Genomic DNA, 18812 nt, shown 5'->3' on the forward strand with positions numbered 1-18812 from the left:
ACGGTGCGCCCCGGCAGGCACGACCGTCGCTGCCGTCCCATCCGCACCAGAACGGGGAAACCACCATGTCCACCCACCCCACGCCCGAGACCCCGCACGGGGACGAACTCGCGCCCGGCCAGCTCGCCGAGATGCCGAAGCCCCGCGTGACGGAGTTCACCGCGAAGAGCATCGGCGGCGGGCTCGCCCTGCTCCTCGGACTGCTCGGCCTCGTCATCGGCATCGCGCTCGCGGTGCTCGCGAGCGCCGTCGACTCGAACGGCGCCAAGGCGGTACTCATCGTCGTCGGCATCCTGCTCGCGATCGCCTCGATCTTCGCGATGTCCGGGCTCAACATGGTGGCGCCCGGCGAGGCCCGCGTGGTCCAGCTCTTCGGCCGCTACCGGGGCACGATCCGCATCGACGGACTGCGCTGGGTCAACCCGCTCACGAGCCGCACGAAGATCTCCACCCGGGTGCGCAACCACGAGACGGCCGTCCTCAAGGTCAACGACGCCTACGGGAACCCGATCGAGCTGGCGGCCGTGGTCGTGTGGCGCGTCGAGGACACCGCGCAGGCGAGCTTCGAGGTCGACGACTTCCTGGAGTTCGTCGCGACGCAGACCGAGGCCGCCGTGCGGCACATCGCCATCGAGTACCCCTACGACGCCCACGAGGGCGAGGGCCTCTCGCTGCGCGGGAACGCCGAGGAGATCACCGAGAAGCTCGCGCTCGAACTGCACGCCCGCGTCGAGGCGGCGGGCGTCGAGATCGTCGAGTCCCGCTTCACGCACCTCGCGTACGCCCCCGAGATCGCCTCCGCGATGCTCCAGCGCCAGCAGGCGGGCGCGGTCGTGGACGCGCGCCGCCTCATCGTCGAGGGCGCGGTCGGCATGGTCGAGCAGGCGCTCGCCCGCATCCAGCAGCAGGACATCGTGGAGCTGGACGAGGAGCGCAAGGCGGCGATGGTGAGCAACCTGCTCGTCGTGCTGTGCGGGGACCGGGCGACTCAGCCGGTCGTGAACGCGGGCACCCTCTACTGACGCACAGCTCGACGAGCACGGCCAAGGGGCGAGGCGGCGATGAACGACAGCGCGGCGGACGAGGGGTCCGCTTCCGGGGAGCGGGAGGGTACGCGGCGGGCGGCACGGCGAGCCCGCAAACAGGTGCTCCTGCGCCTCGACCCGAAGGTGCACGACGCGCTCACCCGCTGGGCGGCCGACGAGCTGCGCAGCAGCAACGCGCAGATCGAGTACCTCCTCCGCCGCGCACTCGCCGAGGCTGGCCGCCTGCCGTCATCGGCGGCCCCGATACCCCGCCGCGGCCGCCCGCCCAGGGGCGAGGGCGGGACGCCGGAGCGCAGGACTGAGGCGTAACCGCAGGTCAGCAGGGACATGGGCCGGGCTGCCCCAGGCTGCCCGGCCTCTCCTCCGGACGGCTATACACTCCGCGTATACCCGCCATGTATAGTCCTCGCCATGTCCATCGGTCACACACTCCTCGGCCTCCTCGAAACGGGGCCACGCCACGGGTACGACCTCAAGCGCGCCTTCGACGAGAAGTTCGGGCACGACAAGCCGCTGCACTACGGGCAGGTCTACTCGACCATGTCCCGCCTCCTGAAGAACGGCCTCGTCGAGGTCGACGGGATAGAGGCGGGCGAGGGCCCCGAGCGCAAGCGGTACGCGATCACCGACGCCGGTGTCACGGACGTCGTCCAGTGGCTCGCGACACCCGAGAAGCCCGAGCCGTACCTCCAGTCGACGCTGTACACGAAGGTCGTCCTCGCGCTCCTCACCGGGCGCGACGCGCACGACGTCATGGACGTGCAGCGCGCCGAGCACCTGCGCCTGATGCGCTCGCTCACCGAACGCAAACGGAAGGGCGACTTCGCCGATCAGCTCATCTGCGACCACGCCCTTTTCCACCTCGAAGCCGATCTGCGCTGGCTGGAACTGGCGACCGCCAGGCTCGGCAAGCTCGCCAAGGAAGTGAACGGATGATCCCCTCGGGCTCCCTGCTCTCCGCCGAGGGACTGCGCAAGTCCTACGGCGCCACGAACGCGCTCGACGGGGCCGAGTTCTCCATCCACGCGGGGGAGGTCGTCGCCATCATGGGCCCCTCGGGCTCCGGCAAGTCCACGCTCCTGCACTGCCTCGCGGGCATCGTGCCGCCCGACGCGGGCACGATCCAGTACCACGGCACCGAGCTGAGCGCGCTGCCCGAGAGCCGCCGCAGCGCCCTGCGCCGCAGCGACTTCGGCTTCGTCTTCCAGTTCGGCCAGCTCGTGCCCGAGCTGAGCTGCGTCGAGAACGTGGCGCTGCCGCTGCGCCTCAACGGCGTCAGGCGCAAGGAGGCCGAGAAGGCCGCGTACGCCTGGATGGAGCGCCTGGAGGTCGAGGACCTCGCCGCGAAGCGGCCCGGCGAGGTCTCGGGCGGGCAGGGGCAGCGCGTCGCCGTCGCCCGCGCGCTCGTCACCGGGCCGCGCGTCGTCTTCGCCGACGAGCCGACGGGGGCGCTCGACTCGCTCAACGGCGAGCGCGTCATGGAACTGCTCACCGAGGCCGCGCGCGGCACCAACGCCGCCGTCGTCCTCGTCACGCACGAGGCCCGCGTCGCCGCGTACTCGGACCGCGAGGTCGTCGTACGGGACGGCCGCTCCCGGGACATGGAGCGCCTCGTATGACCAGCCCCGCCACGACGAGCGCCCCCACGCTCCCCGCTCCCCCGCCCGAGCCCACCGCCACGGGCCGCCTCGCGACCTGGGCGCGCGACCTCTGGCTCGGCGTGCGCTTCGCCCTCTCGGGCGGCCGCGAGGGCTGGACGCGCACGACGCTGACGGCGGTCGGCATCGGCCTCGGCGTGCTGCTCCTCCTCGTCGCCGCCTCGGTGCCGACCTTCCTGGCCAACAAGGACCAGCGCCTCGACGACCGCCGCCCGACGAAGCTCTCGGCGGCCGCGGCGAAGAAGTCGCCGCGCGCCTTCCTGATCTCGGACGGCTCCAGCGAGTACCAGGACGTCACGATCGGCGGCTTCCTGGTCGCGGCGCAGGGCAAGGAGGCGAGCCCGCCGCCCGGGCTCGACCGCTTCCCGAAGGCCGGCGAGATGTTCGTCTCGCCCCGGCTGCACGACCGGCTCCACGGCTCGGGCGACGCCCTGCTGAAGGCCCGCTTCGCCCCGTACAAGGAAGTCGGGACGATCGGCGGGAGCGGCATCGACGAGCCGAGCGAGCTGTACTTCTACGGGAACCCGGGCGACCTCGCGACGAAGCCGCACAGCGACCTCCAGTACGGGAACGGCTGGGGCAAGCGGCTCAATCTGCACGACGAGATGGACCCGCTGCTCGTCGCCCTGATCGTCATGATCTGCGTCGTCCTGCTCATTCCCGTCGTGCTCTTCATCGGGACCGCCGTGCGCTTCGGCGGCGAGCGGCGCGACCGCAGGCTCGCCGCGCTGCGCCTGGTCGGCTCGGACGCGGCCGGCACGCGCAGGATCGCGGCCGGCGAGGCGCTCGCCGCCGCCGTGCTCGGGATCGTGCTGGGGGTGGTGTTCCTCCTCGTGGGGCGGCAGTTCGCCCCGTACGTGAGCATCACGCGCACCAGCGCCTTCCCCGGCGACATCACGCCCGTGCCGGGGATCGCCGCGCTCGTCGTGCTCGCCGTGCCCGTGTGCGCGGTCGCCGTGACGCTCTTCTCGCTGCGCGCGGTGAGCATCGAACCGCTGGGCGTCTTCCGGGAGTCCGCGCCGCGCAGGCGCCGGGTGTGGTGGCGGCTGCTCATCACGCTCGTGGGACTCGCGCTGCTCCTGTCCGACGAGCGGCTGCGCGCGACGCCCGCCGAGCGTGCGGCGCAGAGCATCGACCCCTACCGTCTCGCGGGCGGTGCCTCGCTCGCGCTCATCGGGCTCGCGACGCTGCTGCCGTGGCTCGTCGAGTTCGTCGTACGGCGGCTGCGCGGCGGTTCCGTGTCGTGGCAGCTCGCCGTGCGCAGGCTCCAGCTCAGCGGCGGTACGGCGGCTCGCGCGGTCGGCGGGATCACGGTGGCCGTCGCGGGGGCGATCGCGCTCCAGATGATGGTCAGCGCGGTCGGCGACGACTTCGACAAGGTGACCGGGCAGGACCCGGCCCGTGCGACGCTCGGCGTCTCCAGCAACCTCACCGACTGGCAGCTCGCACAGCGGCTGCGCGCGGCGGCGGTGAAGGCCCCCGGCGTGAGCCGCGTGACGGCGGAGATCACCGGCTACGCGCAGATGCCGCGCTCCCAGCGGAAGCTGGACAAGGACGGCAACGCGCTCACGGTGTGGATCACGGTCGGCGACTGCCGGACGCTGCGCGAGAAGGCGAAGCTCCCCTCCTGCGAGGACGGGGACGTCTTCCGGGCCCGTCAGACCGTCCGCGAGGAGTGGGACAGGCAGGCCAACGCCGAGACGCGGCAGGTGGCCCGCCCCGGACAGGACATCGACGTCGCCCCCGACACGCGGCACGAACGGCTGTGGCGGGTCCCGCGCGGCCTCGTCGACGTCAAGGGCATCCGCACCCCCGAGGGCGACGAAGGCTCCGGCCTGCTCATCACCCCGGGCGCGATCGACGCGCGCATGCTCGGCAAGGGCGGCGGTTCGACCAACCTCAGGATCAAGACCGACCGCGCCGACGCGTACGCGACCGACCAGGCGCGCAACGCGGTCATGGCCATCGACCCGACCCTGCGGATGTGGACGTACACCAGCTCGCAGCGCGACTCGACGTACACGAGCGTGCGGCACGGGCTCGCGGCGGGCGCGATCCTCACGACGCTCCTCATCGGCGCCTCGCTGCTCGTCTCGCTCCTGGAGCAACTGCGCGAGCGCAAGCGGCTGCTCGCCGCGCTCGCCGCCTTCGGCACGAAGCGCTCCTCGCTCGCGTGGTCGCTGCTGTGGCAGACGGCGATCCCGGTCGTGCTCGGGCTGTGCGTCGCGACGGCGGGCGGGCTCGCGCTGGGCTGGACGCTGGTGCGGCTCATCAACAAGCACGTCGTGGACTGGTTCGTCTTCCTGCCGCTCGTCGCGGCGGGGGCGGGGACGATGCTCCTCGTGACGCTCCTGACGCTCCCGGCGCTGCACCGCACGATGCGGGCTGCGGGGCTGCGCACGGAGTAGGGCGCACCGGTGGTCCGTTCCGGTACACGCGGTGGTTCGCGCCCGTACCGGAACGGGCCTACCGTGGGAGGAGCGGGCACACCCATGTCTCGTGTCCTGGGGTTGGTTCTCATGACCGCACTCATCGTCGCCGTCGTCGTGGTGGCGCTTCTCCTGGTGATCCTGCTGGGGCTGAGCGTGCGCAACGTGCAGCAGTACCAGCGCGGGGTCGTCTTCCGCTTCGGGCGCCTGCTGCCGCACCTCAGACAGCCGGGACTGCGCCTCATCCGGCCGGTCGGCGACCACATGGAGCGGGTCTCCATCCAGACCGAGGTGCTCGGTGTCTCGCCGCAGGGCGCGATCACCAACGACAACGTGACCGTCACGGTCGACGCGGTCGTCTACTTCCGCGTCATCGACCCGGTCAAGGCCCTCGTCAACGTGCACGACTACCCCTCGGCGATCTCGCAGATCGCGCAGACCTCGCTGCGTTCCGTCATCGGCCGCGCCGACCTCGACACGCTCCTCTCGGACCGGGACCGCATCAACGCGGAACTGCGCACCGTGATGGACCAGCCGACCGAGGACCCCTGGGGCGTACGGGTCGAGCGCGTCGAGATCAAGGACATCGCGTTGCCGCAGGACATGATGCGGTCCATGTCGAAGCAGGCCGAGGCGGAACGCGAGCGGCGCGCGCGGGTCATCGCCGCCGACGGCGAGGCGCAGGCGGCCCGCAAGCTCACCTCGGCGGCGAGCACGATGGCCGACACCCCGGGCGCGCTCCAGCTGAGGCTGCTGCAAACGGTGGTGGACGTGGCCTCGGAGAAGAACAGCACGCTGGTCATGCCGTTCCCCGTGGAGCTGCTGCGCTTCTTCCAGCAGGGCGCGGACCGCGCGGGCGTCCCCGCGAGCGGCGGCGACTCCGTCCCGCTGGACGCGGGGCCCTCGCCCGCGGCGTCCTCGTCCGGCACGGAGCGCACGCGGGCGGAGCGCACCCGTACGGAGCGCACGCGCACGCGGGCGGCCCGCTCCCGTGCGGTCCACGCGGCCCCCGCTCTCGACGGGGACATGGCCGATCAGCAGGCCGCCGCCCGCACGAGGGCGGAGCGCAGGCGCCTGGAACGCGAGACGTGGCCGGACATCCCCGTGACGAGCGGCCCGGTGGTCTGACGCCGTCGAAGGGCCCCCGGACCCGGCGGACCGCGGCCCTTCTCGCGCCTCACGCCGCCGCGCGCACGGGCAGGCGGGCGAACGCCCGCCGCAGTTCCTCCCCCAGCTCCGCCATCTGTCCCGCCCTCGCGGAGCCCTCGCGCAGCACGAGGCCGATCCGACGGCAGGGCGCGGGTTCCGCGAAGTACCCCGTGTCCAGGCGCGGATTCCGCCCTGTCTCCAGGGGCACGGCCGTCCTCGGCAGCAGGGTCACGCCGAGCCCGCCCGCCACGAGCTGCACGAGCGTCGACAGCCCCGCGGCCGTCGTCGTCACGGCCGCCGTGTCCCCGCGTCCCGCGTCCCTGCACACGTCGAGCGCCTGGTCCCGCAGGCAGTGCCCCTCGGCGAGGAGCAGGAGGGGCAGCTCGGTGAGTACGTCGCGGGGCAGCCCCTCACGTCCCCCGAGCCAGTGCCCGAGCGGGGTGACGAGCACGAAGTCCTCGTCGAAGAGGGGGATCTCGGTGAAGCCGGGCGTCGACAGGGGCAGCGCGAGCAGCAGCAGGTCGAGCCGCCCTGCCGCGAGCCCGTCGCTGAGCGTGGCGGTCTGCTCCTCGTGCACTTCGAGCGCGAGGTCCGGGTAGCGCCGCGCGCACACGTCGAGGACGGCCGGAAGCAGGTACGGGGCCACCGTCGGGATCACCCCGAGCCGCAGGGTCCCCGTGAAGGGCGCCCGCAGCGTCTCGGCCTCCTCCAGGAGCCCGGCGACCTCGGCGAGCACCGCCCTGGCGCGTGCGGCGAGCCGTTCCCCCTCGGGCGAGAGCAGCACCTTGCGCGTGGTCCGCTCGACGAGCGTGACCCCGAGGACCTCCTCCAGGGCGGAGACGGCCCCGGAGAGCGCGGGCTGGCTCATGCCGAGCACGGCGGCCGCCTGCCGGAAGTGCAGGTGCTCGGCGACGGCGGCGAAGGCCCTGAGCTGGGCAAGTGTGGGCTGCCGCGCGCGGCTGTCGGCGGCGAGGACATGTTCCGTACTCACGAAGGACTCACGAAGGGCTCACGTGGAAAAGGACCCGTACTGCTGGCTGCGGTGATTGATCGGCTCGCCCGATCACTGTGCCCCGATCCTAACGAGCCGCTCCGATCAGCCGGAAAACGTGAAAAGAGACCCGTATCACCACGAAGGGCCCCGCCCGCCCCCTCGGGGGAGGGAGCGGGCGGGGCCGGGGACGTCGGCGCCTGCGGGTCAGCGCATGGCCGCCGCCCGCGCCGGAGCGCCCGTGATCGTGAACTGGGAGCCCGGCTCGACGAGTACGTCGCCGTCCCGCGAGCCGCTGATGGTCACGTTCGTGAGGGTCGCGTCGCCGCGGGCGCCGCTCATCGCGAGGATGCCGGAGCCGTTGTTCGACTTGTCGATGCGGACGTCGGAGATCTTCACGCCGCTGTACGTGCCGCCACCCGTCTTGAACTGGATGCCGTCGTACGTCGAGTCGAGGATGTCCGTGTCCTTGATCGTGACGCCGGGGATGCTCGCGCCCTGGGCGAAGAGCGTGATGGCGCCGAACTCCTGGTCCTCGTTCCAGAAGGCCCCGCCCGTGCGGTGGAGCGTGTTGCCCGAGATGAGTGTCTCGCCGCTGAACGGGATGGGGTCGTGGTCGGTGGCGAGCATGATGCCCGGGTAGTTCATCGTGTCGGAGACCACGTTGTTCTCGATGGTGTTCCCGTGACCGCCGTACACCGCGATGCCGTTGGCCCGCCAGGGCAGCTGGATCGTGTTGTTGCGGAAGTGGTTGTCGGCGCCGACGTCGGTGGAGGTGTCCTTGACGTACTTGCTCGCCCAGACGGCGAGCGAGTCGTCGCCCGTGTTGCGGAAGGACGAGTTGTAGACGCTGGAATCGTGCGTGCCGTTGGTGAAGTTGATGCCGTCCGCGTACGTGTCGCGGATGCGCATCCCGCTGAACTGCAGGCCGTCGCCCGGGTTCCACAGCTCCGGGATGTTGGAGTAGTCGCGGCCGACCCAGACGCCGACGTTGGCGTGCTCGATCCACACGTTGGAGATCTTCGTGTTCTTGCCGAGGCGGCCGTTGATGCCGACGCCGCCCTCGTCGTTGCCGTCGCCGCCCCTGATGCGCCCGGAGCCGAAGATGGCGAGGTCGGAGATCTGCGTGTTGTCGTCGATGTCGAAGCCGAAGTTGCCCTCGTGCGGGTGGTTGATGCCGCCCGCGTCCTGCGGCTCGGTGAGCGTGTAGAGCTGCGAGTGCCACATCCCGGCGCCCACGATCTTCACGTCGCTGATGCCGACCTGGTTGTACTGGCCCCGGTGCTGCGGGTCGGGGGTGAGGATCTTCTGCTCCTGGCGCCACTGCCCGGCCGGAATCCAGACGCAGGCGATCTGCCCGTTCTGGTCGGCCATGACGGCGCGCTGGATGGCGTCGGTGTCGTCGATGCCGTCGTTGGGCACGGCACCGTACTCGGTGATCGACGTGCACTCGGCGGGCTTGGGCTTGGGCGGCGCGACCTGCTCCAGGTCGATCAGGTCGACGATGTAGAAGCTCGCGTCGTCCCCCGCGTCGCGCTGGAGGCGGAACGTCGTGCCCTCCGGGTACGTCTGCGCGAGCAGCGCGTTCGCCTCGTCGAAGAGCCGGCGGGCGTCACCGCCCGGGGTGTTGGTCAGGCCCTCGGGGTCGTCGGTGGAGCCGTAGAGCCACGAGTGCTTCGAGCTGAGGTCGAGCTTGCGGACGAACTGGCCGTCCGCGTACAGGCTCAGGGTCGCGTCCCGTCCGCCGCCGTTGGCCGCGTCCGGGATGGAGTTGCGCACGACGATCGAGTTGGTGGGCGCCGTCGAGGTGAACTCCACGTACTCACCGGTGGCGTCGAGCCGGACGGACTCGCGGCCGCTCGACTCCGTGGCGAAGTTGGTGTGGCCGAAGGTGCGCTTCGCGTCCGTGGTCAGGAGCGTGCCCGTGTACGTGCCGTCCTCGGCCTCGTACTCGGTGTACGGGACCGCGGCGCCGCGCCCCACGACGATCGAGCGGGCGAAGGTGTTGTTGTTCTCGTCGGTCTCGGTGACCGTGTCGGTCGCGTCGGCGGTCGCGGTGAGCGTCGCGCCGCCGTCGGTGGCCTTCCACGTACCGGAGATCGGGACCTGCACGGTCTCCCCGGCGGGGACGGCGGGGGTCGTGCCGTTCAGCGTCGTCGTACCGGCGGTGAGCCGCGTGACGGTCCCGGCGGGGACGCCGGTCGTGCCGCGGTTCCTGACGGCGACGGTGAAGCTGACGTTCGCGCCGGCCGCCGGGCTGTCCGGGTTGGTCGCGATGCCGGTGACCTGGAGGTCGGGGCCCGGGCTCTGCGAGACGACGAGCTTGCTCGTACCGGAGCGGCTGTTGTTGCTGTCGTCCTGCTCGACGACGGTGTCATCCGGGTCGACGACGGCCGAGACCGTGTACGAGCCCTGCGGGTGCGTGCCGACGTCGACAGAGACGGACTGCTCGGCACCGGCGGCGAGCGCGCCGACCGGGGCGCTGCCCGCCACGGTGCCGTCGACGCTCACGTCGACGGTGGTGGCGGGGGACGCGGCCGTACCGGCGTTGCGGACGGTCGTCCTGACCGTCACGGCGTCCTTCTCGGACGGCGTGGCGGGCGTCCAGGTCAGGTCCGTGAGGGTGAGGTCCGGGTTGGGCGCGGCGGTGCCGATGACCTCGACCTCGGCGATCTGGCCGCCGGGGGCCCCGGAGTTGGTGGCGATGTCGAGCCGTACGTCGGCGGCGCGACCGGTGACGGGGATGGTCACGGTGTTCTGGTTGCCCGCCGGGCTGAAGCCGTAGTCGGCGCGGGCCTTGAGCGTCGAGAAGCCGCTCGCGTCCTGGCCCCTGCCCTGCACCTCGATCGCCTGCGTGCGGGCGCCCCAGGCGGAGTCGGGGTTGAGCTTGACGACGACGCCGCTGAGGTCGGCGTCGGCGCCGAGCTTCACGGTGAGGCGGCCGGGGAGGCCGGAGGACTCCCAGTAGGTCTTCGTGTCACCGTCGTTGGCGTTCGCGGGGACGAAGTCGTTGACGTGGCCGTTGGCCTCGACGGGCTTGCCCCTGGCGAGGTTGGTGCCGGTGACGGGCGTACCGGGGTCGCCGGGACCGCCGGGCTCCGTGCCCCCGTCGTCGCTCTCGCCGCGGATCTCCACCTCGCTGAGCTGCGCGGCCTGCCAGCCGCTGTTGGCGCTCACCTGCACGCGTACGTACCGGACCTCGGCGGCGGAGAAGCCGACGCTGACGGCGTTCGCCGAGTCCGGCGTGAAGGTGCGCCGCGCGGACGCGGACAGCGTGCTCCACGTGTCGCCGTCCGTGCTGCCCTGGATGGTCAGCGTCTCGTCGCGCGCCTCCCACGTGGTGGGGAGCTTCAGGGTCACTTCGTCGACCGAGGTCCTGGCGCCGAGGTCGACGCGAACCCATTGCGGGAAGGAGGCGCTGGGCCCCTCCCAGTACGAACTCTGGTTGCCGTCGGTCACGTTGCCCGCGCCGTACTGGCCGTTGGCGCCGCTCGCCGTGGCGGGGCGGCCGAGCGCGAGGTTGGGTCCGGGGGCGTCGGGGGCGGCGGCGTGCGCCGTCGCGGGGAGCAGTCCGAGGGGGATCAGGCAGGCCGCGAGGAGCCCGGTGATCGCCCGCCGGACGGATGGCTTCCGTCTCATGCTGTCCTCTGTGTCCTCTGCTGTCCCGGCCGCCGCTCCCCTGCCACGGGCAGCGCGAAGTACCCGGCCGGTGGGGCGGGTTGGTGATTTTTTGAGGGAACTCGTCAATGTTTTGCGGCTACTTGGACACAGATTTCTGACAAGTTAAAGATTTGTCAACGGCCGGGACAGAACTGCCACGATGCGTCATCGAGGATGACGGCGCGTCAGCACCCGGGCACGCCGAAGCCGCCCCGGGGCGTGCGGGGAGTGCGGGGGGTGCGGGGCGTTCAGGGCGTGCGGAGGTTCGAGGGTTCGGGCCATCCGGGGGTTCGGGGGTTCGGGCCATCGGGGGGTTCAGGCGTTCCCGGGGCGTTCCCGGCGCTCCGGGTGGCGCCGTGGGGGGGTGTTACTCCTCGCGCCACCAGTCCGCGAGCAGCCCGTAGAGCAGGTCGTCGGTCCACTCGCCCTTGAGCCAGGTGTACGCGGGGCGCAGCCCCTCGCGCCGGAAGCCGACCCGTTCGAGGAGGCGGGCCGAGGCGGCGTTGCGGACGTCGCACACGGCCGAGACCCGGTGCAGACCGCGCCGGTCGAAGAGGTCGCCGAGCACGGCCCGTACCGCCTCGGTGGCGTAGCCGCGTCCCTGTGCGGCGGGGGCGAGCGTGAAGCCCAGGTCGGCCTGCCGGAGGTTCGCGTCGAGCCGCACCCCGACATCCCCCACGAGGGCCCCCGACTCGCGCTCCTCGGCCGCGTACTGGAACCACCCCGGCACCTCGGGGTCGGCCTCGGCGAACTGCCGTACGAGCCGCCGCGCCTCCTCCTCACTCACCGGCGCGGTCCACCCCTGGTACCGCGCCACGCCGGGCACCGAGCGGTAGGCGGCGAGGGCGGGAGCGTCCTCGGGGCGGAAGCGGCGAAGGAGGAGGCGCGGGGTGGTGAGGGGCGTCATGCGTCCAGTGTGGCTCCCGGGCGCGACCGCCGCTCAGGCGCCCGGGCCCGTCCGGCGGGCATAGGCGCGGGCGGCGCGGGCGCGGTCGCCGCAGCGCGTGGAACACCAGTGGCGGCGGCGGCCGTGCTGGAGCAGGAAGCGGTTGCAGGGCGGCGAGGCGCAGGCGGCGATGCGGGCCGCTTCGGGGCCCGCGAGGAGGTCGGCGGCGTCGGTGGCGAGCGCGGCGAGCGCGTGGTCGAGTGCGGCGTCCACGGGGTGCGGGGCCGCGCGGTGAAGGCCGCGCGCGGGGTCCCAGCACAGGAGCGGTACGGCGGGCGCGCGGGTCATGGCCTCGTTGAGCGCGGCGAGCGCGGAGCGGTGCGGCGGGAGTCCTTCGACGTGGGCGGCGAGGAGCGAGCGCACGTGCTCGCGCAGGGCGCGGAGCTGGGTGGCGCACTGCTCGCGCACCCCGATGCCCGCCGGGGCGAGCCCGTGCGCGGCGAGCCAGTCCTCGGCCTCGGCGGGGACCGCCAGGAGATCGAGCGCGCGGCCGCCGGGGAGGGTGATCGCGGTGTTGGCGAGGGCGAGCGCGGAGTGTGCCGACTCGCCGGGCGCGGGCGGGAGCGCTTCGCTCCTGCCGTGCTCCTGGGTCTCCTCGCGCGCGCTCACGCCGGACAGTTTACGTCCCGGACTTCACGGATGACGTTGCGCTGATCCGTGAGAACGGTCTACCTTTCCCTGCGTACTTCCTCACGGATGAAGCGCTCTCTATCCGTGAGGACTGAGAAGCCGCGAGGTCCACGAGGACCTCCTCTCCGAAAGGCGACCGATGACCGCGTCCGCTCCTGCCGGGTCCCGCACCGAAGCCGACTTCCCCGTCCGCGTCTTCGGCGGCCCCACCGCCTTCTTCACCTACGGCGGCATCCGCTTCCTCGTCGACCCCGCCTTCGACGAGCCGGGCGACTTCCCGGGCGCGGGCCCCCTGCTCACCAAGACGGCCCCGTCCCCCACGGCCCCCGAGGACCTCGGCCCGGTGGACGTCGTCCTCCTCTCGCACGACGAGCACGGCGACAACCTGGACGTCTCGGGCCGCGCACTCCTGCCCTCCGCCGGACTCGTCCTCACCACCCCCTCGGGGGCCGGGCGCCTCGGCGGCAACGCGCGCGGACTCGCGGACTGGGAGTCGTACGACCTCGCCGGGGGCCGGGTCGGCGTCACGGGCGTGCCCGCCGTGCACGGCCCGGGGAGCCGCGAGGAGGTCGAGCCCCTGACGGGCCAGGTCGTCGGCTTCGTCCTCACGGGCGAGGGCCTGCCGACGGTCTACGTGAGCGGCGACAACGCCTCGCTCGACGCGGTCGCCGACATCGCGCGGCGCGTCGGCCCGGTGGACACGGCCCTCCTCTTCGCGGGCGCGCCCTCCCTCCCGGTCCGCTTCGACGGCGCCCCGCTGGTCCTGGACAGCGCGAGCGCGGCCGAGGCCACCCGTCTCCTGGACGCCCGCCGCGTCGTCCCCGTCCACTACGAGGGCTGGTCCCACTTCACGGAGGGCCGCACGGACCTGGAGGCGGCCTTCACAAAGGCCGGTCTGGCGGACCGCCTGGACTGGGGCGTACGGGGCTGAGGCGTACGGGGCTGAGGCGTACGGGGCTGAGGCAGGGCCCCACCACGAGGCACCCGCCGCGTCCGGGGGGACGGCGGGTGCCTCGCGGGCCGGGGGCGCCCCCTCGCGCTCGGCGCTACGCGGCGTGGACCCCGGACCAGGCGCCGGTTCGGCACTGCCCGTCCGCGTCGCTCCCGGCCGCCAGCACCGTGCCGTCGGCGCGCAGGCCGAGGGTGTGCGCCGCGCCTGCCGCCACGGCGACCACGTCCCGCCAGCCCCCGACGTCGCACTGCCCGTGGCTGTTGTCCCCCGCCGCGAGGACCCGTCCGCAGGCGGTCACCGCGACGGTGTGGTGACTGCCCGCGCCGAGTGCCGCCACGTCCTCCCACCCGCCGACCTCGCACGCCCCGGAACCGGGGTCCCCGGTCGCCACCACCCGCCCGTCGGCCCTCAGGCCGACGGTGTGGAGCGTCCCGGCGGAGACGGCGCGCAGGTCGCGCCACCCCTCGACGGCGCACTGCCCGCGCCGGTCGTTCCCCACCGCCAGGGCGGAACCGTCCGAGCGGAGGCCGACCGAGTGCCAGTCACCGCACGCGAGGGCGACCACCTCGCGCCAGGACCGCACGTCGCACTGCCCCTCCGCACCCCGGCCGGCCGCCAGCACGCGGCCGTCGGCCAGCAGGCCGAGCGTGCGACGCCACCCGGCGGCCACGGCCGTGACGCCCTCCCACCCGGAGACCTCGCACTGCCCGTCCCCGTTCCAGCCGGTCGCGCGCACGGTGCCGTCCGCCCGGAGCCCCACCGTGTGGGAGCGGCCCGTGTTCCGCGCGGCATGGACGTTCCCGGCCGCGACGGCGACGATCCCGCGCCACCGCCCGACACGGCATTCACCGGCGGCGGAGGCGCCGACGGCGACCACGGTCCCGTCCCGGCGCCGCGCCACCGAATGACGCCTCCCCGCCGCCAGCGGCGACGCGTCGGCAGGCATTTCGCCTCCTCCTACGCGGCGGGCCGGGCGCTCCTCGCCATCGCGACGAGCCCGGCGAAGGCCGGGACGGCGACCCGGAGCACGGGACCGGCGGGCCGCTTCGAGTCCCGCACGGGAACGACGCCGTGGGAGACGACGAGACCGGGAGCGACCTCGACGCACTCGCCGCCCTGACCGCTGTAGGAGGACCTGAACCAGTGAGGGAGTCGTTCCGCCATGAGGTTTCTCCTCGTCTCGCGCATCACTGAACGCGCCACCGGACGTGTTCCGTTCCTGACCGATGACGACACGCCGATACCCGTCACGCGACATGACGAAGCCCGCCGCCGCCGACAGACCGCGACGGACCGCCAAGAACCGGCCAGACCCTACGGAAGCAGGTCGGCCTGCCCCGCCCGCACGCTCGCCGCGAACAGCTCGTAGTCCTTGCGCGAGACGACCAGAACCTGAGCGGCAGGATCGCCCACGTCCACGGAATCCCGCAACGCGACGACACCATCGACAAACGCGACCTCCAGACAGTTGTCACTGCCATTGGACAGTTCGCTCTTCGCCCACGCGGCGTTCGTGAGGTCAACCTTCTTGTTCATGTGTCGGGTCCTTCATGCAGTCCGGCGCCCCCACTTCGAAGTGTAGGAGCTGCGAATCAAGGCATGAGCGCTCTCCTCGATGACACCGAGGGGACGCTGCAATCGCCCCATCATCACGTCCGCCCCGCCGACGTCACGTCACAACGTCGTCCGGGACGCCCCGCAGCCGGACGGGGTTCTCACACGTCACAACGGCCCGGCGTGCGGGATCGCCCTCGCGCACTCACGGGTCTGGAGCAACCCCGGCACCACGTGCGGGTACGACTCCGCGCGCGAGGCCAGCTCTTCCAGATGGAGCCCCAGCACTCGGCCAGTATCCGCCGGTTGACCGGCCGCCCGCACCGGCCGGGAAAATTGGCCACGGCCCGCACAAGCAGAGCCCGTCGCCCCCCGCCGGGGAGACGACGGGCTCTCGCGAAGGCGAACTCCAGGAAATCACCCCTGGCGAACAGCCCCGAGGAACGAGGTGAAGGCACTGCGGCCGAAGGCAATCACGTCACCTTCGGGGCGCTTGCTGTCACGGACGGGGACCGTGCCGGTAAGGGGCGCCAAGTTGGCCGCGACCTCGACGCAATCGCCGCCTTGCCCGCTGTAGGAGGACGTGAACCAGCGTGGGAGTCGTGCCGCCATGAGGTTTCTCCTCGCCTCGCGCATCACTGAACGCCCCACCGGCATCCGCTGCGGGGGACGTGCCCCGCTCCCGACCGATGACGACACGCCAATACCCGTCACGCGACACGACGAAGCCCGCCGCCGCCGACAGACCGCGACGGACCGCCAAGAACCGGCCAGCCCCTACGGAAGCAGGTCCGCCTGCCCCGCACGCACGCTCGCCGTGAACAGCTCGTAGTCCTTGCGCGAGACGATAAGAACCTGAGCAGCCGGGTCGCCCACGTCCACGGAATCCCGCAACGCGACGACACCATCGACAAACGCGACCTCCAGACAGTTGTCACCACCATTGGACAGTTCGCTCTTCGCCCACGCGGCGTTCGTGAGGTCAACCTTCTTGTTCATGTGTCGGGTCCTTGATCAACTGATGAATGAAACGACGCGTCGCCTTCTCGTCAAGAGCCTGCGCCCGGAGGTGTTCCAAGGCTGTCGTGTATCTACTGACGTCCGCGTCTTCCTCCAGGTAGACGGACGTCGTCAGCATCTCCACGATGCAGACCGGCGCCCCCACTTCGAAGTGTAGGAGCTGGAAAGCACCGTCGATCCCGGCGTGGGGACCCGCCCCGAACGGGAGTATCTGAATCGAGACATGAGCGCTCTCCTCGGTGACGTCGAGGAGACGCTGCAATTGCCCCTTCATCACCTCCGCCCCGCCGACGTCACGTCGCAACGCCGACTCGTCCAGGACGCACCGCAGCTGGATCGGGTTCTCGCGCGTCAAAACGGCCTGGCGTGCGAGGCGGAGGTCAACGAAGCGCTGAACCTCGTGCCGCGAGTGCCACTTACGGCTGCCGTCCACGATCGCCGTCGCGTACTCACGGGTCTGGAGCAACCCCGGCACGACGTGCAGGTACGACTCCGCGCGGGAGGCCAGCTCCTCCAGGTGGAGGTAGTCCTCGAACCCTGGACTGCGAATCGCCTCCCGGTACTCGTCAAGGAGGTTCGTGCGCTTGCCCGACGCCGCCTGCGTCGCCATCGCCCTGACCTTGGTTCGCACGTCCTCCGAGTCCACCCCGTAGACGCTGAAGAAGGCCGTCAGGCCGAGGCCGGTGACGCGTTGCTTGCCGTTCTCGATCTTGCTCAGCGCGGGCTTGCCCGGCAGGCCGAGCTGGTTGGCCGCCGCTTCCATCGTCAAACCGGCCTGCTGACGAAGCGATCGCATCATCGAGCCGAAACGGCGTCTGTGCACGTTCGGTCGTGCTTCCACTCGATCACCCTCCCTGGGCACGCAGAGTACCCGGAAGGCCACGTTTGGCATATGCCAGTTCTCTGGACGGCATCTGTTCTATTCGCTTTCGGTTGCGAGCAACGTTTCTCATAGGTCATGGTTGTGCAAGTAGTCGGACGGTTACGCACTGTCCAACTGCGCCTTGCCGCGCGCCCGCTGACTCGCCTTCGGTTCCGTCCGGGCGGGTGCACCGGCAACCCCACATCCCCTTGAGCGAGGAGTGCCCGATGGCCGCCCCGACGCCGCATCCGATCGGCCCTTCCGGCGATTGCCGCACCTGCGCGAAACTCAGCCGTGAGGAACGCGAGGCCGTCGCCTGCGGGGATCAGTCCCGCGCCACCGACTGCCGCGTCCTCATCGCTCGCCACCCGCACGAGGGAGCGTCGAGGTGAGCGGCGCGGCCCCGGGCGCCGTCGCGGCGGCGGTCTCCGTCGGGGACACCCCCTACACCGTGGTGTCGCGGGGTGGGGACGTGCGCAAGGCCGTGCTGCTCGGGCGGGTGCCGGTGCTCGCGCATCACGAGGCGGCCGGCTGGTTGCGGAACGAGGCGTTGCGGCTGGCGGTGCGGCTCGATCCCGGGCCCGTGGCGCGGTGGCTCGTGCCGGGGCTCGTACGGCCCGTCGTGGCGCGGTGGCCCGACGCCCCGGCCGCGCTGCGCGCGTGGGCCGAGGACGCGGGGCGGCAGGCACGCGTACGAGAACTGCTCGCCCTGGGCTGTCCGTTCACGTTGCGGTGCCCGGACGTCGGCGGCACCTGGTACGAGTTGGGCGCCCGGCCGATTCCCCCGGACGGGACCCACCCCGTACGGGCGAGCGACGCCCCCGCGCCGCTCCCGCCCGTCCGCTGCGACGCCGAGACCGACATCCCCGAGATCATGGGGATCTTCGCGAAGCGCGCGAGTTCCGGAGTCCCCGGCGGGGATGTCGTGGCCCGTACCCGGTGCGGTCTCGCCGCGCATGACGGGGTCGAACACGTCGGTATAGTACGGCCCTTGTGCGACGGGGCCGTCTGGGTCACGTTCACGCGCGAAGTCCCCCCGTACCAGGCCCGCCGCCTCCCGCCCTGCCCGCGCGAACAGCCCGGCCCCCACCCGTGCGGCCTCTACCCGGGCCACCCCGGCAAGTGCGTGCCCACGACCACAGGCGCGCCCGCTTAGGTGCTCGCATCTCCCCGCGCCGCTCGCGGGGCCTTCGTCACTCCGCTCCGTCGAGCAGGCGGAACTCGTTGCCGTCCGGGTCCGCGAGGACCGTGTGACCGGCCTCCCGCGTGAGGACGCGGGCGCCGAGCGACGTGAGGCGGGCCACCTCGGCCTCGTACCCGGTCGGAACCTCCGGGACGAGATCCGGGGCGAAGCGGTCAGCTTCGGTGCGGGGCATCAGCGGCGGGCCGCCCCATGTGAACTTCGTTCCTCCGTCCGGGGATTGGACCGCCGTCTCCTCGCCCTCGTCCCACACCAGGGGCCAGCCGAGCGCCCCGCTCCAGAAGACGCCCACCACGTGGCTGCCGTCGCACGCCAGCGCGCCGATCCTGCCGCAGCCCGCGAGGAACCCGTTGCCCGGCTCGATCACGCAGAACTCGTTGCCCTCGGGGTCCGCGAGCACGCGATGCCCCTCCTCCGGGCGCTGCCCCACGTCCGTATGGCGCGCGCCGAGCGACAACGCGCGGGCGACGGTGGCCTCCTGGTCGTCGGGCGACTCGCTCGTCAGGTCGAAGTGCTGACGGTTCTGGTCCGTCTTGGGAGCGGCTCCCGGGCGGAGGCGGAGCGGAAGGCCGGGATTCGAGGCCGGGGTGAACTCGTATTCCCCGTCCGCCCGTTCGCGTACGGCGTCGCCGCCCAGCAGGTCGTGCCAGAAGCGGGCGAGGCGCGCCGGGTCCTGTGCCCGGAGGCTGAGCGCGTCGAGTCGTACGGGCATGG

20 protein-coding genes are annotated in these 18812 nt (G+C 72.2%); 9 read left to right on the plus strand and 11 right to left on the minus strand.

The window, feature by feature from the left end; all coding sequences use genetic code 11:
• The first annotated feature begins 65 nt into the window (after positions 1-65).
• The 6 genes from ACQYWQ_RS09915 (at position 66) to ACQYWQ_RS09940 (ending at position 6261) form a co-directional block, all read left to right on the plus strand.
• A complete protein-coding gene (locus tag ACQYWQ_RS09915; protein WP_010277433.1) occupies positions 66-1022 on the plus strand; it encodes an SPFH domain-containing protein in 957 nt (318 codons plus the stop codon).
• A gap of 39 nt (positions 1023-1061) precedes the next feature.
• Positions 1062-1355, plus strand: coding sequence for a hypothetical protein (locus ACQYWQ_RS09920; RefSeq protein ID WP_431033867.1), 294 nt, complete (start codon positions 1062-1064; stop codon positions 1353-1355).
• A gap of 102 nt (positions 1356-1457) precedes the next feature.
• On the plus strand, positions 1458-1982 hold the full coding sequence (locus ACQYWQ_RS09925; RefSeq protein ID WP_431033869.1) for a PadR family transcriptional regulator: 525 nt from the start codon (positions 1458-1460) through the stop codon (positions 1980-1982).
• A complete protein-coding gene (locus ACQYWQ_RS09930; RefSeq protein ID WP_431033871.1) occupies positions 1979-2665 on the plus strand; it encodes an ABC transporter ATP-binding protein in 687 nt (228 codons plus the stop codon). The genes ACQYWQ_RS09925 and ACQYWQ_RS09930 overlap by 4 nt, the downstream gene beginning before the upstream one ends.
• Positions 2662-5112, plus strand: coding sequence for an FtsX-like permease family protein (locus ACQYWQ_RS09935; protein WP_431033873.1), 2451 nt, complete (start codon positions 2662-2664; stop codon positions 5110-5112). Before ACQYWQ_RS09930 ends, ACQYWQ_RS09935 begins: the two co-directional genes overlap by 4 nt.
• A gap of 111 nt (positions 5113-5223) precedes the next feature.
• Positions 5224-6261 (plus strand): SPFH domain-containing protein, encoded by a 1038-nt coding sequence (locus tag ACQYWQ_RS09940; protein WP_431033875.1) that lies wholly within the window; start codon positions 5224-5226, stop codon positions 6259-6261.
• Between the two features lie 49 nt (positions 6262-6310).
• On the opposite strand, the gene ACQYWQ_RS09945 is transcribed toward ACQYWQ_RS09940, so the two are convergent.
• The 4 genes from ACQYWQ_RS09945 to ACQYWQ_RS09960 all read right to left on the minus strand — a co-directional run bounded on the left by ACQYWQ_RS09945 (position 6311) and on the right by ACQYWQ_RS09960 (position 12488).
• Positions 6311-7273, minus strand: coding sequence for a hydrogen peroxide-inducible genes activator (locus tag ACQYWQ_RS09945; protein WP_431033876.1), 963 nt, complete (start codon positions 7271-7273; stop codon positions 6311-6313).
• A 207-nt stretch (positions 7274-7480) separates the two neighbouring features.
• Positions 7481-10912 carry a CARDB domain-containing protein gene (locus ACQYWQ_RS09950; RefSeq protein ID WP_431033878.1) on the minus strand — a complete coding sequence of 1144 codons (3432 nt, stop codon included), beginning with the start codon at positions 10910-10912 and terminating at the stop codon, positions 7481-7483.
• Positions 10913-11300: 388 nt separating this feature from the next.
• The gene (locus ACQYWQ_RS09955; protein WP_431033879.1) at positions 11301-11840 is read right to left on the minus strand and encodes a GNAT family N-acetyltransferase; all 540 of its coding nucleotides are present in this window, start codon (positions 11838-11840) and stop codon (positions 11301-11303) included.
• Positions 11841-11873: 33 nt separating this feature from the next.
• The gene (locus tag ACQYWQ_RS09960; protein WP_431033880.1) at positions 11874-12488 is read right to left on the minus strand and encodes a CGNR zinc finger domain-containing protein; all 615 of its coding nucleotides are present in this window, start codon (positions 12486-12488) and stop codon (positions 11874-11876) included.
• Positions 12489-12648: 160 nt separating this feature from the next.
• On the opposite strand from ACQYWQ_RS09960, the gene ACQYWQ_RS09965 reads away from it, so the two are divergent.
• Positions 12649-13440, plus strand: a complete 792-nt coding sequence (locus tag ACQYWQ_RS09965; RefSeq protein WP_431033881.1) for an MBL fold metallo-hydrolase — start codon at positions 12649-12651, stop codon at positions 13438-13440.
• 115 nt (positions 13441-13555) lie between these two features.
• Here the strand turns inward: ACQYWQ_RS09965 and ACQYWQ_RS09970 are convergent, their stop codons facing one another.
• From ACQYWQ_RS09970 to ACQYWQ_RS09995, 6 genes are all read right to left on the minus strand, one after another.
• Complete coding sequence (locus ACQYWQ_RS09970) at positions 13556-14407, minus strand: RCC1 domain-containing protein (protein WP_431033883.1); 852 nt, start codon at positions 14405-14407, stop codon at positions 13556-13558.
• Between the two features lie 11 nt (positions 14408-14418).
• The gene (locus ACQYWQ_RS09975) at positions 14419-14625 is read right to left on the minus strand and encodes a DUF397 domain-containing protein (RefSeq protein ID WP_431033884.1); all 207 of its coding nucleotides are present in this window, start codon (positions 14623-14625) and stop codon (positions 14419-14421) included.
• Between the two features lie 150 nt (positions 14626-14775).
• Positions 14776-14997, minus strand: a complete 222-nt coding sequence (locus tag ACQYWQ_RS09980) for a DUF397 domain-containing protein (RefSeq protein ID WP_431033885.1) — start codon at positions 14995-14997, stop codon at positions 14776-14778.
• A gap of 435 nt (positions 14998-15432) precedes the next feature.
• Positions 15433-15627, minus strand: coding sequence for a DUF397 domain-containing protein (locus ACQYWQ_RS09985; RefSeq protein WP_431033886.1), 195 nt, complete (start codon positions 15625-15627; stop codon positions 15433-15435).
• A 165-nt stretch (positions 15628-15792) separates the two neighbouring features.
• Positions 15793-16014, minus strand: a complete 222-nt coding sequence (locus ACQYWQ_RS09990) for a DUF397 domain-containing protein (RefSeq protein ID WP_401642120.1) — start codon at positions 16012-16014, stop codon at positions 15793-15795.
• A complete protein-coding gene (locus tag ACQYWQ_RS09995) occupies positions 15998-16876 on the minus strand; it encodes a helix-turn-helix domain-containing protein (protein ID WP_431033887.1) in 879 nt (292 codons plus the stop codon). The genes ACQYWQ_RS09990 and ACQYWQ_RS09995 overlap by 17 nt, the downstream gene beginning before the upstream one ends.
• 248 nt (positions 16877-17124) lie before the next feature.
• Between ACQYWQ_RS09995 and ACQYWQ_RS10000 the strand changes: the two genes are divergently transcribed.
• Together ACQYWQ_RS10000 and ACQYWQ_RS10005 are read left to right on the plus strand one after the other, a co-directional pair.
• Positions 17125-17289: a hypothetical protein gene (locus ACQYWQ_RS10000; RefSeq protein ID WP_431033888.1), complete on the plus strand. Its 165-nt coding sequence runs from the start codon at positions 17125-17127 to the stop codon at positions 17287-17289.
• The gene (locus ACQYWQ_RS10005; protein ID WP_431033890.1) at positions 17286-18053 is read left to right on the plus strand and encodes a formylmethionine deformylase; all 768 of its coding nucleotides are present in this window, start codon (positions 17286-17288) and stop codon (positions 18051-18053) included. Before ACQYWQ_RS10000 ends, ACQYWQ_RS10005 begins: the two co-directional genes overlap by 4 nt.
• 37 nt (positions 18054-18090) lie before the next feature.
• Here ACQYWQ_RS10005 and ACQYWQ_RS10010 read toward each other — a convergent pair whose 3' ends face one another.
• The gene (locus ACQYWQ_RS10010) at positions 18091-18810 is read right to left on the minus strand and encodes a VOC family protein (RefSeq protein WP_431033891.1); all 720 of its coding nucleotides are present in this window, start codon (positions 18808-18810) and stop codon (positions 18091-18093) included.
• Positions 18811-18812: the final 2 nt, after the last annotated feature.

Origin of the sequence: Streptomyces sp. P6-2-1 (assembly GCF_050613165.1) — a bacterium.
GTDB lineage: Bacteria > Actinomycetota > Actinomycetes > Streptomycetales > Streptomycetaceae > Streptomyces.